11 protein-coding genes and 1 pseudogene are annotated in these 13351 nt (G+C 70.3%); 3 read left to right on the top strand and 9 right to left on the bottom strand.

Translation table 11 applies throughout. The annotated features are described in order from the left end of the window. Window positions 1-58: 58 nt before the first annotated feature. Window positions 59-1051 carry a TrmB family transcriptional regulator gene (locus SH922_RS37705; protein ID WP_393063028.1) on the top strand — a complete coding sequence of 331 codons (993 nt, stop codon included), beginning with the start codon at window positions 59-61 and terminating at the stop codon, window positions 1049-1051. A gap of 61 nt (window positions 1052-1112) precedes the next feature. Here SH922_RS37705 and SH922_RS37700 read toward each other — a convergent pair whose 3' ends face one another. The 6 genes from SH922_RS37700 to SH922_RS37675 form a co-directional block, all read right to left on the bottom strand. Next, complete coding sequence (locus tag SH922_RS37700; protein WP_393063027.1) at window positions 1113-2405, bottom strand: DUF2254 domain-containing protein; 1293 nt, start codon at window positions 2403-2405, stop codon at window positions 1113-1115. A gap of 181 nt (window positions 2406-2586) precedes the next feature. After that, window positions 2587-4353, bottom strand: a complete 1767-nt coding sequence (locus SH922_RS37695; RefSeq protein WP_393063026.1) for a cation:proton antiporter — start codon at window positions 4351-4353, stop codon at window positions 2587-2589. Window positions 4354-4407: 54 nt separating this feature from the next. After that, the gene (locus SH922_RS37690; protein WP_393063025.1) at window positions 4408-5292 is read right to left on the bottom strand and encodes a cytochrome ubiquinol oxidase subunit I; all 885 of its coding nucleotides are present in this window, start codon (window positions 5290-5292) and stop codon (window positions 4408-4410) included. Between the two features lie 34 nt (window positions 5293-5326). Then, the gene (locus SH922_RS37685; protein ID WP_393063024.1) at window positions 5327-6166 is read right to left on the bottom strand and encodes an SDR family oxidoreductase; all 840 of its coding nucleotides are present in this window, start codon (window positions 6164-6166) and stop codon (window positions 5327-5329) included. 220 nt (window positions 6167-6386) lie between these two features. Further along, complete coding sequence (locus SH922_RS37680; protein WP_393063023.1) at window positions 6387-7895, bottom strand: gluconokinase, GntK/IdnK-type; 1509 nt, start codon at window positions 7893-7895, stop codon at window positions 6387-6389. 162 nt (window positions 7896-8057) lie between these two features. Beyond that, window positions 8058-9500, bottom strand: coding sequence for a dihydrolipoyl dehydrogenase family protein (locus SH922_RS37675; RefSeq protein WP_393063022.1), 1443 nt, complete (start codon window positions 9498-9500; stop codon window positions 8058-8060). A 116-nt stretch (window positions 9501-9616) separates the two neighbouring features. Between SH922_RS37675 and trxA the strand changes: the two genes are divergently transcribed. Further along, complete coding sequence (gene trxA / locus SH922_RS37670; RefSeq protein WP_393063021.1) at window positions 9617-9988, top strand: thioredoxin; 372 nt, start codon at window positions 9617-9619, stop codon at window positions 9986-9988. A gap of 83 nt (window positions 9989-10071) precedes the next feature. On the opposite strand, the pseudogene SH922_RS37665 reads toward trxA, so the two are convergent. Beyond that, window positions 10072-10269 (bottom strand): annotated as a pseudogene (locus SH922_RS37665) (hypothetical protein); the annotation flags it as partial. Window positions 10270-10656: 387 nt separating this feature from the next. Further along, on the bottom strand, window positions 10657-11679 hold the full coding sequence (locus SH922_RS37660; protein ID WP_393063020.1) for a LacI family DNA-binding transcriptional regulator: 1023 nt from the start codon (window positions 11677-11679) through the stop codon (window positions 10657-10659). A 176-nt stretch (window positions 11680-11855) separates the two neighbouring features. On the opposite strand from SH922_RS37660, the gene SH922_RS37655 reads away from it, so the two are divergent. After that, window positions 11856-12323, top strand: coding sequence for a type II toxin-antitoxin system PemK/MazF family toxin (locus SH922_RS37655; RefSeq protein WP_393063019.1), 468 nt, complete (start codon window positions 11856-11858; stop codon window positions 12321-12323). 115 nt (window positions 12324-12438) lie between these two features. Here SH922_RS37655 and SH922_RS37650 read toward each other — a convergent pair whose 3' ends face one another. Next, window positions 12439-13281, bottom strand: coding sequence for a TIGR02452 family protein (locus SH922_RS37650; protein WP_393063018.1), 843 nt, complete (start codon window positions 13279-13281; stop codon window positions 12439-12441). Between the last annotated feature and the right edge of the window lie 70 nt (window positions 13282-13351).

Below are 13351 nucleotides of genomic sequence, written 5' to 3'. Positions count from 1 at the left end.
CCTGCCACCGTGGCGCATACTCTCCCCGCTGCGGCAAGCGGAAGAGAGTCGGTCGCCGATGCTGGATGTCCTGGGCCTGGCGCCCGATGATGAGCGCGTCTACCGGGCGGTGCTCGGACGGCCGAACTGCACCGCGGTGCTGCTGTCGGATCTGCTCGAGGTGTCGCAGACCCACATCGACGAGGCCCTGCGCCATCTGGTCGGGTGGGGACTTGTGATCAGGTCGGTGGACGAGCGGTTCACGGCCGCGCCGCCGGCCATGGCGCTCGGCGCTCTCATCAGCCAGCGGCGCGACGGGCTACGGGTGGCCGAGCAGGCGCTGGTGACCTTCGCCGAGGAGCACCGGGCGGCGATGACCGGGAGCAGCATCAGCGATCTCATCGAGGTCGTCACGGGCGTCGACGCCATCCGCCATCGCTTCCTCCAGGTGCAGCAGGCCGCCCGCACGCAGGTGCGCACCTTCATCACAGCGCCGTTCGTCGCCGTGTCCCCTGACGAGAACTCGGCCGAACCCATGGCCCTCGGCCGCGGCGTGCACTTCCGGGTGGTGCTGGACCGGGCCGTACTGGCAGAGCCGGGCATCATCGCCGACGCGATCGAGTCGCTGCGCAACGGCGTGGAACTGCGTGTCGCCGACGAGTTGCCGATGAAACTCGTGCTGGCCGACGCCGACCTCGGCCTCGTGCCACTCGCCGTCACGCCGGCCGGGGTGCCCGGCGCCGTGCTGCTGCACCGCAGCGGCCTGCTGGATGCACTGGACGCACTGTTCGAGACCGTATGGCGCACCGCGCACCCACTCGAGCTGTCGGGCTCCGGCGAAGAAGCCGAACCGGTCGTCGAGCTCGGTGCGGAAGGACCGACCGATCTCGACCGGAGAATTCTCGCCCTGCTGCTGGCAGGCCTGACCGACCCGACGGCCGCCACACAGCTCGGGCTTTCACCGCGCACGCTGCACCGACGCCTGCGCCGCCTGATGGACATGGCCGGAGTCCGGACCCGGATGCAGCTCGGCGGTCACGCCGTCCGGCACGGCTGGGCAGAGCCGCACTGAGGGGCGCTCAAGGCCGGACGTGACGCCGTCTCCGGGGTGACGGGAGACGTGGCCGCCCCGGCTATCGCCCAGGCCAGGACCTGCCGCCCACGCCCTGGCTGTCGGCAGTCCGTGCGGCGGAACGGCGGGCCGCATCGGGGAACGCCCGTTCCACCGATGCGGACAGGAGCTCCATCTCCGCCCGGACTGCCGGGTGCTGGAAGGGCGGCAGGCTTTCGAGGAGCCCGTCGAGCAGGGCACGCAGCCGTCGGCAGACCTGCAAGGACGTCGCTCCGTAGTCGCGGATCTCGGAGACGGCGAGCTGAAGGTAGTCCTCCCACCCTCTCCCCCTCAGGACGAGCCGCGGCCTGCCGTCGGCTCCGGCCAGTACGTACCGGCCGGGGAGCGGCGACTGGCCGACCATGGTGAGGAACGACTCGATGTGGTTGAGGACCTGTACGGCGGTGGTGGGGTCGTTGACAGCGGGCGAGAGGGCGCGGATGGCGATGTCGACGAGGACCCGGAGGGCGAAGGCCGGGTCCTGTTCGATCGTGCGCTCGGGGCCGAGCGCGATGAGACCGGTCACGTGCCGGTGGTCGGGGGTGGAGGTGCCGCCGTGGATCTCCACGAGGACGGCGCCTCGGTGAACGTAGTCACCGATGACATGCGGCACGGTGAACACGCAGTCGTGCCGTTCGGCGACAGCCGAGAGGCCGGCCGTGTCGAGGGCCTGGACGGCCCCGCTTGCCGCCGCGCGGACAACGGTCATCCGCCCGCCCGGCTCCGGGGGTTCACCGTCCTTCGGCGCCGAGGCCCTGACGGTCATGGCCCCGTGCTCGAAGACGTCCTCTCCCATTCGGCCCACGATATCGGCGATGGCCACCGGTCTGAGGTTGTGCGTGAAGCGGTTCAGATAGACGAGCAACAGCATCAGGCTGACCGCCACGGCACCGCCCGCGAGGGTGACCCCGAGGTCCGGTACCGAATTCGACTCGATGCTGCGCAACAAGGAGAAGGCGAAGGCGAACGTGCCGGTGAAGGTGGCCAGCACGGCCTTCTGCAGCCGGTCCCTGTACCAGAGCCGCATGTATCTGGGAGACAGCGTTCCGGTGGCCTGCTGAATGACCAGAACACCGATGGTCACCACGAAACCCAGAAGTGCGATCATCGCCCCGACGATGGAACTCAGCACTCCGGTCGCCGTCGCCGCCGAATAGCGCCAGCCACTCGGCGGCCAGTCAGAACTGTCGGCGTTGATGGCCGACTCGGCCAGAACGATTCCCAGTAGGAGACCGAACAGCGGCGTGATCCACAGGTTCGCCTTCACGTACTGCCGAAGTCGGAATACGGAGGCCCAGGACATCATGAACCGCATGTGTCGTCCCTCTCTTCGGGGCCGGCGCAGTCGTTTCGGCATCTGAATCCCATGTCAGGACCGGCCTGCCTTCCCTGCATCCGGCGTCGGCCCCCCGTTGTCGCTCCGCCGTGCGGATACCCGGGAACCGGCACCCTCGACGGGTCGCAGGCGACTGCGACACGCATGAGGCGAGCGGGCCTCACTGCTCGGTGCCGGGGGTCAGCAGCACCACGCTGTCGCCTTCCCCTGGTCTGATGCGCCGCTTCTCGGTCACGGGTTCCAGTCTCAGACCGTCACGCACCACGAACAGGGTCTCGCTCCCGAGCGGCACGGGAGCCGAGGCTTCCTGGACCACGAAGCGCGCTCCCGTCTCGTACCGCGCGGCCAGTGTGTGACGGACGAGGGGTCTGCCGAAGAGAATGTCGCCGCCCGTGTAGGGGGCGACCACGCCATGACTGTCCTCGGGAGGTCCGACCCGGTAGACCGGCCCCTCGACGCTGTCCTGCATCACCACCGAGGCAAGCGCGTTGAAGTCGTCGTCGTCGGTGGCCAGGAACACGGCCGTCACACCTTCCAGCCGGGCGCCCGGGTTGGTGGCGGTGGCCAGCAGGTCGCCGCCTGCGAGTTCGATCCCGGCTCCGGTGATCCGTTGCCGCTCCTCGTCGAGGCCCGCCCACATCAGCACGTCCAGCCCTGCGGACCGCAGGGTCCTGCCGAGGTCCACCACCCACGGCTCCCCGCCGACCAGGAGGATCCGTGTTCCGACGGGCTTGACGATGCGCAGCACTCTGGCGACCGGTGCCGCGGTCAGGGCGTACAGGAGGACCGTCCCGACGATCACGAGGAAGGTGACGGGAAGGATCTTGGCTGCTCCGCCTACGCCTCTGTCGACGAGGTTCGCCGAGAACGCCGTGGCCGTGGCAGCCGCGACGATGCCTCGGGGCGCCATCCATCCGACGAAGGCCCTCTCTCCCATGGACAGACCGGAGCCCGCGGTCGACACATAGGCCACGAACGGCCGGACCACGAGCACCAGGATGGCGATGAGAGCGAGGGCCGGGAGGAGAACGGGCACGAGGGAGGCCGGTGTGACGGTGGCGGAGATCGAGACGAACAGCAGGCCGATGATCAGCTGGGCCAGCGTCTCGAAGAAGGGGCGCCGCGCGGGCATGTCGAAACCCCCGATGTTGGTGACGGCCAGGCCCGTGACGATGGCGGCGATGAGTCCTGTGTCGTCCCGGACGATGTCGGCGCCTGCGGACACGGCGATCACGGTGGTCAGCTGGGCCAGCGTCCCGAGCGTCTCGCCGAGGCGCAGCGTGCGGAGCGTCAGCCAGAGCAGTGCCGTCCCCACCGCGCCGCCGATCAGCCCCACAGCCATGCTGAGGGCGAACTGGCCCAGTTGGTAGCCCCGGCCGATGTCCACCCGGTGCGTGGTGGCGATGGCGTGGAAGACAAGTGCGCCCAGGATGCCGCCGATCGGGTCGGTCAGGGTCCCTTCCCAGATGAGGATGCGGCGCGCTTTGTCCGTGGGCCGTACGAAGTCGAGAATGGGGCCCACGACCGTGGGACCGGAGACGACCAGGATCACGCCGAGCATCGAGGCGACCTTGAGGGGCATGTCGAACATCGCAGGTGCGACGGCGGAGGTGACCAGGAAAGTGACGATCACACCGAGCAGCAGCAGCCGGCCCACGATCCACCGGGTGCGGCCGGTGAGCTTGCGCAGGTTGAGCCCGAGACCTGCGTCGTAGAGGATCACCGCCACGGACATCGACACGAGGACGTCGAAGTTCTGCCCCATCAGTTTGTCGGGGTGGACCACGTCCGTCAGCGCGCCGGCCGTGAACCCGGCAGGCAGCAGAATGATGAGGGCGGGAACGCGCAGCTTGCCCGCCAGGATCTGTGACCCGGTGGCGAGGATCAGGGTCAGTGCGATTCCTAGGTAGATCTCGTCGTTGGTCACAGCAACTCCTTTCGGCAGAGTCCTGGCTCAGGGGGAAGGAAACCGTTCTGACGGTCAGGTGACTCCCGCACCGGCGCCGTTCCCGGGATCGCCGAAGGGGCCGAACAGGTACTCCGGGACGCGGGTGCCGGTCTTCCAGACGACCTCCATGGCCGCGGACCTGACCGGCTGCTTGTGGAACACCGACCGGGCGAGGGAGTCGCCCAGGACGAACTGAACCGGGGTCGCCAACGCGGCGACAGTGAAGGGAACGGTGAAGCCGAGCCGGTGGTACCGGTGGCGGCGTCTCCTCAGCCGGCCGACCGCGTGGACACCGGCCACCATGCAGCCCGCGGTCAGCAGCATGGCCACGACGAAGTGCCAGTACTGCGGCCCGAACATCGGCGCGAAGATCGCCTTCCAGATGTTCACGTCGATCGGATTGCCGGTGGCGTCGAGGGAGAAGCCCTGCGGTGTTTTCATCCAGGAGTTGGCCGCCAGGATGCCGAACGCTCCCAGCAGCGCCGTGGCCGGAAGCGGCAGTCCGAGCAGGAGGTGTGTCCGCGGCTTCAACCGCCGCCATCCGTAGAGGTAGATGGCGATGAGGACCGCTTCGAGGAAGAACGCCCAGGCCTCGACCCCGAAGCCGATACCGAAGACATCGCCCCATCTGCCCGTCATCCCCGGCCAGAGCAGGCCGAATTCGAACGACAGCACAGTGCCGGTCACGACACCGACGGCGAACCGAACCGCCATCACCGCCGACCAGCGCCGCGCCAGCAGAAGGGACGTCGTGTCCTTGTGGCGCAGTCCGCGGTAGTGCATGACCAGGGTGATCAGGGGCAGGGCCACGCCGAGCGGGACCAGAATGATGTGGGAGGCCAGGGTGAAGGCCATGAGTTCTCGGGCCGGCAGGAGTTGATCGGGAGCACTCGCCAGCAGGTGGACCGAGGTGTGCATAACCGCCTTCGCTGTTCGGGGCCTGCGAAAGGGGTCAGCCGCCGGTCGCGAACCCGGGGAAGAGTGTCATGCCGCCGTCGACGTAGAGGGTCGTCCCCACCACGTAGTCCATGAGGTCGGATGCGAGCAGGACGACGGCGTGCGCGATGTCCTCGGGGTCCCCGATACGGTCGTACGGGATCAGACGCAAGAGGTCCTCCCGGGCCGCCGGCGTCTCCCAGGCACTCGTGTTGATGGGGGTCTTGATCGCCCCGGGGGCGACGGCGTTCACCCGGATCTTCTCCGGTGCGAGCTCTTGGGCCAGGGTCTGCATCATCATCTGAACGCCTCCCTTGGAGGAGGCGTAGTTCACGTGCCCTGCCCAGGGGATGAGCTGGTGCACCGAGCTCATACAGATGATCTTCCCCGCCGCCCGGGACACCTCCGGGACCACTCCGCGGCGCCGGAACTCCTTGGTGGCCTCCCGTGCGCACAGGAACTGGCCCGTGAGATTGACGTCGAGCACCTTCTGCCACTGGGCGAGCGTCATGTCGGTGAACCTGGCATCACGCTGCATACCGGCATTGGCGACCAGGATGTCGAGTGTCCCGAAGTCCTGGACCGCTCGGTCCACCATCGCGATGACCTGACTCTCCTGAGAGACGTCCGCCTCACTGGCCACCGCACGCACCCCGAACGAGGTGATCTCCTGCACCACCTGCTCGGCCGCGTCACGACCGCTCACGTAGTTGACCACCACGTCCGCGCCGGCCCTGCCGAGCGCGATGGCGGTGGCCTTGCCGATGCCCGAATTGGCGCCCGTCACCAGTGCTGTCTGGCCCTTGAGCAAGTGGGCCGGCAACGCACCCTGCAATCCCTCGTCGTGGGAATCCATGATGCCTCTCCTCGCTGCGCGGCCGTCCGCCCGTCCGCTGTCCGGCAGGCGGGGACAGGCAATCACCGATGCGCATCGCGGCAGCCCTGACCGGGCCGGTGTTGAGCCATTGGGCGCAGCGGCTTCCTCCGGTCGGCTCAGTCGCTCACGCGGCCCGTCGGGGTACGCCCCGAGGGCGTGCGGGGTGCCGCGAGGAGGCGGCGCGGAGGTCTGGGCGTGGTCATGGGGCCCGCCATGCGCTGAGGCCCCAACGGAGCACATGGGTGTCACCCTGCTCCAGTACGTCGGGACCGGAGCCGCTGCGAAAGGCGTCCGGCGGGCACGACATGGGCTCGACGGCGACACCCCGGCGGCGTTCGGTCTCCGGCAGCGTGTCGCCCGTGTAGATCTGCACGTACCGAGCGCCTTCGCCGAGTCGGACATCCACTCCGTGAGTTCCTGAGGGGTGCGCAAGCCGGACGACCGCTTCGCCGTCGACGCGGTCGAGGCCGAACGCGGTGTCCAGCCGCAGGGAGCCGATGGGGCGAGCCGTACGGAAGTCGAAGTCCGAACCCTCGACCGGTTCCCGGCCGACCGGCAGTCCCCGGTCGTCTGTGATCATGCGGTCCCCTGCGGGCACGGTCAGCAGAACCGTGTCGACCGTGCCGGTACCGAGCGTGAGGTACGGATGCTGGCCCACGCCGTAGGGGGCGGGCCCGTTCCCCAGGTGGGTCGCGGAGACGAGGACGTCGAGGCCGGCGGGCCCCAGCCGGTACTCGGCGGTCAGGTCCAGCAGGAAGGGATAGCCCGGCTGCGGACGGAGCACGGTCCCCAACCGCAGCGATTCCTCGCTTCGGGCCTGCAACTGCCACGGGACCCAGCGGACCAGCCCGTGGATCGCATTGCCCTTCTCCGGTTCGGTGAGCGGGAGTTGCAGGTCCGCTCCTTCGAAGCGGTAGCAGCCGCCGCCGATGCGGTTGGGCCAGGGCGCGAGCAACTGCCCCCGCCCGCCGGTAATGGGTGCGTCGGAGGCGAATCCGTCCAGCAGGGTCCGCCCGTCCACCTCGTAATGGCGCAGGGCGGCGCCCAGTTGGACGACTACGGCTTTCTGCCCCTTCCGTCTCAGGGTCCACTGTTCACCTGTCGGGCTCACGGGAGTCGCCGCGGACGAGGCCGCGGCACCTGCGGCGCGCTCCTTGCACGGTTCGCCCCGGGTGGGGGCCCGGTGCAGCAACGGGGCCAGCGCGCTCACGACCGCCTCCGGCGGCTGGTCGATCTCCACCACGAGGGGGCACTCGTCCGGTTCGGGCTCTTCGAAGTCGGCGATCTGGCTCCCCAGCAGCCTCGGCGGGAAGAAGTGGCCTCGTCTGTCGGACAGCCGCGAGCGAATCAGCTCCGGTGCACCGTGCAGATAGACCAGGCGCGCTCCGGACCGCCCGCTCAGAAGCCGGTCGCGGTAGGCGCGTCTGAGGGCGGAACAGGCAACGACAGCAGGCCGGTTCGCGGCTGCCTCCTGGTCCAGCCATGCCGAGATGGCATCCAGCCAGGGCTCGCGATCGTTGTCCGTGAGAGCCTGACCGGCTGCCATCCGGTCACGGGCGGCCGCGGAGTGGAAGTCGTCCGCGTCCCGGAAGGACCAGCCGAGCCGCTCGGCAAGAAGCCGGCCCACCGTTGTCTTGCCGGATCCGGACATCCCCACAATCAGTACCAGGGAGGCCGACGGCACACAGGCCGTCCGTTCTCTCGTCATGGAGGTCCTTCCGTGTCATTGAGCGGTGCGATGGACACCCCCCGCCGAAACCGGTGCCTCCCCACTCCCCGCCGGAACCGATGCCTCCCCTCTCGGCCACCCGGCCCGTGCCGCATCTCGGCAGGATTCCCGGGCGGCCCAGCCTGATCCGGACAAAAGGCCCTAATCCCCCCGGTACGTCTCCAGTAGCCGGAGCCAGATCTCGCTGATCGTCGGGTAAGCGGGGACCGCGTGCCAGAGCCGGTCGAGGGGGACCTCTCCCGCGACCGCGATCGTCGCCGAGTGCAGCAGCTCACCGATGCCCGGGCCCACGAAGGTGACGCCCAGCAGGATCTCCCGGTCCAGGTCGACGATCATGCGGGCGCGGCCCCGGTAGCCGTCCGCGTACAGGCCGGAGCCGGCCACCGCCGCGAGGTCGTGGTCGACGGCCCGGACGCGGTGGCCGGCCTGCTCAGCCTCGTCGAGGGTGAGGCCGACCGAGGCGGCCTCCGGGTCGGTGAAGACGACCTGCGGGACGGCCGCGTGATCGGCGGTGGCCGCGTGCGCACCCCAGCGGTCCGTCTCCAGGTGCGGGACGCCCTGGGCACGGGCGGCGATCGCCGCGCCCGCGATGCGGGCCTGGTACTTGCCCTGGTGGGTGAGGAGCGCCCGGTGGTTCACGTCGCCGACGGCGTAGAGCCACGGGATCCCCTCGACCCGGCAGCTGTCGTCGACGGTGAGCCAGCCCCCCGGCTTCAGGTCGACCGTCTCCAGGCCCAGGTCGTCGGTGCGCGGGGCGCGGCCGGTCGCGAAGAGGATCTCGTCCGCTTCGATCCGCTCGCCGTTGTCGAGTGCGACGGTGACCGGTCCGTCCGGGGCGGAGCGCTGTACGGAGGTGACCGAGACGCCCGTACGGATGTCCGTTTCCGCGTCGGTCAGCGCTTCGGCGACGAGCTCACCGGCGAACGGCTCCATGCGGGGCAGCAGCCCCTTGCCGCGGACCAGCATGGTGATCTCGGCTCCCAGGGCGCCCCAGACGGTGGCCATCTCCACGCCGACCACTCCCCCGCCCACGACGATGAGACGGCGGGGTACCTCCTTGGCGCTCGTCGCCTCCCGGCTGGTCCAGGGGCGGACCCCGTCGATGCCCGGAAGGTCGGGGACCACGGCCCGGCTGCCCGTGCACACGGCCACCGCGTGCCGGGCCGTGAGCCGGCGCTCCGTGCCGTCGGGCGCCGTGACAGTGACCGCCTTCGGGCCCGCCAGCCGGCCGTGGCCCCGGTAGATGTCGACTCCGATCCCCTCCAGCCAGGCGGCCTGGCCGTCGTCCTTCCAGTGCGAGGCGTACGTGTCGCGGTGCGCGAGCACGGCGGCGGTGTCGAGCGGGCCCTGGACGGCGGCGGCGAGGCCCGGGACGCGGCGGGCGTCGGCGCGGGCGACGACGGGGCGCAGGAGGGCCTTGCTCGGCATGCAGGCCCAGTAGGAGCACTCGCCGCCGATGAGCTCGGACTCCACGATCGCGGTGCTCAGCCCGGCGGCCCGGGCACGGTCGGCCACGTTCTCACCCACCGGACCAGCACCGATGACCACGACGTCGTACGCGACAGGCTCCACAGCATGTGTCATGGGGCCATTCTTGTCATGGGTGTGCGCGGCGGCCACATGGGCAGGCGGAATAGCGCAAGCACGGTCACCGTTGTCCCGGGACACGTCGATACGGGCACAGGAAGAGGTAGCAGAGCATGAGCACCGTAGAGCTCACCAAGGAAAACTTCGATCAGGTCGTCAGTGAGAACGAGTTCGTCCTGATCGACTTCTGGGCTTCCTGGTGCGGCCCGTGTCGGCAGTTCGCGCCGGTCTACGACTCGGCGTCCGAACGTCACGAGGACCTGGTCTTCGCCAAGGTCGACACGGAGGCCCAGCAGGAGCTGGCGGCCGCCTTCGAGATCCGGTCCATTCCGACGCTGATGATCGTCCGGGACAACGTGGCGGTCTTCTCTCAGCCGGGCGCGCTGCCAGAGGCGGCCCTGGAGGACGTGATCGGCCAGGCCAGGAAGCTGGACATGGACGAGGTCCGCAAGTCCATCGAGGACCAGCAGAAGGAACAGAAGTAGGCGGGACCGACGCCGCACCCACAGCAGGGCCCGGCCGTCATCGGCCGGGCCCTGACTGCTGCGGTGCCGGGAGCAGGGCGGCTTCAGCCGTCCGCCGTCCGCTCCGAGACGCGGACCGAGAGCCCGTAGTCGAGCTCCGAACCGTCGATCAGCAGTGCCTCGACGGTGTGCGTCTCGGGGTCGATGTCCGCCACCATGCCGTCGCCGGCGTAGCGGGGGTATCCCGACTCGCCCGTCTCACCGGTGGCGGCCACGACCGCCGAGCGGATGGCCGCGCCGGGACGGACGCTCCCGACAGCCCGGCTGCCGGAGTCCTGGGCACCCGAGTCCTTCGTGTCCGGATCCTCGACCCCGGCATCCTCGACCCCGGCATCCTCGACCCCGGCATCCCCGGAACCGGCATCCTCGACCCCGGCATCCCCGGAACCGGCATCCGTGACCCCGGCATCCCCGGAACCGGCGTCACTGGACCCGGCGTCACTGGACCCGGCCTCAGTGGACCCGGATTCCCCGGCACCGGGATCCTTCGTGTCTGCTCCCTTGTCCGCCGTGCCCTTGCCGTCGGTGAACGCGGGGACCAGCAGGATCTCGTAACTCTGCGGATGGCTCATGGTCATGACGCTAAGCAAGGGGCGTCCGCCGCGCATGTTGCCGCGCTGGCGGCAGGTTCAGCTGGACTCGCGGTGGACGGTCCGCGCCCTCAGCAGGTCATGACGTTCCGGTTCCGTCCCGGGGTGCTGAACCAGCCGGTCGACGAGGTCGGCAAGCGGCTGCACCGTGGCCAGTTCCATCCGTACGCTGCTGAGCCTGGGCCGCAACAGCCTTCCCAGCATGGAATCGTCCGCGCCGACCACGGCGGTGTCCGCGGGCAACTCGATGCCGGCGTCCTGGAGGGCCCGCATCAGCAGCATCGCGTAGCTGTCGTCGTACGCGAAGACGGCGTCCAGACCGAGCGTGCGCCAGCCGGCGGCCAGTCCTGCAGCCGATTCCTCCGTGTACCGCAGCGGGAGCTCCTCGATCAGGGCCCCGCCGGCCGCGGCGACCTGCCGGGCACCGGCCAGCCGGGGGCCGGCGAACAGGGCGAGACCTGGTTCTGCCGGCATGACCACGCCGATCCGGCGCCGGCCGCGCTCCAGCAGATGCCGGACGGCGCTGGCGCCCACCTCCCGCTGATCCGTGATCAGCGCATGGGCGCCGGGCACCGGCTGCGGCCCGAGGGTGATGACCGCCTTCGCGCCGGATCGCCGGAGCACGGCGATGCTCTGCGGGGCCAGGGGGACCGACCCCGGCGCGATGACGGCGACCGGCCGCAGTTCGGCCCAGGCACGGGCGGCGTCGTCCGGGTCCAGGCCGATCGAGCCGTACTGGACGACGGTGTAGTCGAGGCGCCGCAGGCCGGATTCCAGCCCGTGCAGGAAGCGGTGGTGCAGCGGCGCGGAGGGGAGGTTCACGGTCGGCAGGAGCACCATGCGTGAGTGTCCGGCCCGCAGGCTACGGGCGGCCGCATGGGGCACGTAGCCGAGTTCGGTGGCGGCCTCCCGTACCCGGCGGCGGGTCGGATCGCTGATCCGTACGGCCGAGTTGTTGTTGAGTACGTACGACACGGTGGCCCGGGAGACGCCGGCGAGACGCGCCACGTCGGCGCTGGTCGGAACGGGGCCTTCGGCGGGCTGCTTGGGTAACTGACTCATGGCGTCGGGCAGTCTTCCAGACCCGTTCGGCACGGGGACGCGCCGGGGCCCGGACCGGGTGTGAACCTCAGGCCGAGGTCCGGACCCGCGGGATGCGGGCCGTCCCGATCGCGGTCCGCGGCCCGTACGGCGGACCCGCTCCACACGAGGGGCCGTGCAGGTCCTACGGTGTTGCGATGACCATCCAGCACCGCAGCGACCGCAATGACAGCACAGCCGCCTTCCCCGGCCAGGCCGGTCCCACCGCCACCTCCCAGGCCGACCCGCACGACGTGGGCCCCGTCCGTACCTCGTACGCCCCCGACCGGGACGGCGACCCCGATCCGGGCGAGATCGTCTGGACCTGGGTGCCCTTCGAGGAGAACGACGGGCGCGGCAAGGACCGGCCGGTCCTCGTGGTCGCCCGCGAAGGGGCAGGCACCCTGCTTGCCGTACAGCTGTCCAGCAAGCAGCACGACCAGGACCGGGAATGGGTGGCGCTGGGAGCGGGCCCCTGGGACAGTTCGGGCCGTCCGTCCTGGGTCGATCTGGACCGGGTGCTGCGGGTGCACGAGGACGGCATGCGGCGTGAGGCGTGCGCGCTGGACCGGGACAGGTTCGACCTGGTCGTCGGGCGGCTGCGGGAGCTCTACGACTGGCGGTGACGGCCGGCGGCGATCCGCCACGGCGGCCGCAGGCCCGCGCCGTCGTGGCGGGCCCGCCGGACCCGGACGGCCCAGGCTCGACGGGCCGGCTGACGTCGAAGCCTATGGCTCAACCTCAGCGTGAGAGTTGACCCTCGCCGTCAAACGTACGGGCGAAGGCGGCCCGGGTGGGCGAATCGTCATTCCGGTCGAGAATCCCGAAGACGATCTGCTCGAAATGGCCTGCGAAGCGACCGCCGTCGGTGAGCAGGGCGCGGAAGGCTCCCGCCACCTCCGCCGGGTCGTTGCGGAACACGCCGCATCCCCAGGCGCCCAGCACCAGCCTGCGGTAGCCGCGCACCGCCGCGACCTCCAGCACCCGTTCGGCGCGCGCGGCAAGGGCGGCAGGGATGTGGTGCGCCAGCTCCGGGGTCCGGCTGCGGATCACCCCGGCGTTGGGTGCGGGTGAGGTGAGGAATCCCGCCGTGTACGGGGTGTCGAGGAGCCGGCCGCGGTCGTCGCGGAAGACGGGAACGCCCGGTGAGTGGATGACCCGGTCGGTGTAGAAGGCGCTGCGTTCGGCCCGGTGGTGGGCGTAGTACTCGGGGGCCCGCAGCAGCGTCGCGTACAGGGCTGAGCCGCGGCACAGGGCCTCCTCCTGCGCCTGCGCCCCGTTGAGGTATCCCCCGCCGGGATTGCGCGCGGAGGCGTAGTTCAGGACGGCGACCTTGCCCGGTTCCCCGCCGGTCATCCGGACGGCCGCCTGCAGGCTGCTCTCGCCGGTGACCTCGATGCGCGGCGTGCGGTCTCCGTCCAGCGCGGCGACATGCACCGGCTCGGGGCCGTACAGCCTGGTGCCAGAGAGGGCTGCGGTCAGCGCACGCTCGATGCTGACCTCCCGCCCCTGCGGTGTGCGGTAGCGACCCGCCTCGACGATCGTCTCAGTCTCTCGCGCGATACCGCGCAGCCGGGCGCTCACCGGCCCTCCCCCTTATGGTGCATACGGGGCATCGTCAACGCTCCCACGGTAGGGACGCAAGTGATTTTCC

The organism is Streptomyces sp. LN549, from assembly GCF_043203805.1.
In the GTDB taxonomy this organism is placed as follows: Bacteria; Actinomycetota; Actinomycetes; order Streptomycetales; family Streptomycetaceae; genus Streptomyces.
The sequence above is the reverse complement of the archived record's forward strand: the minus strand, read 5'-3'. Positions and strand labels throughout refer to the sequence as shown.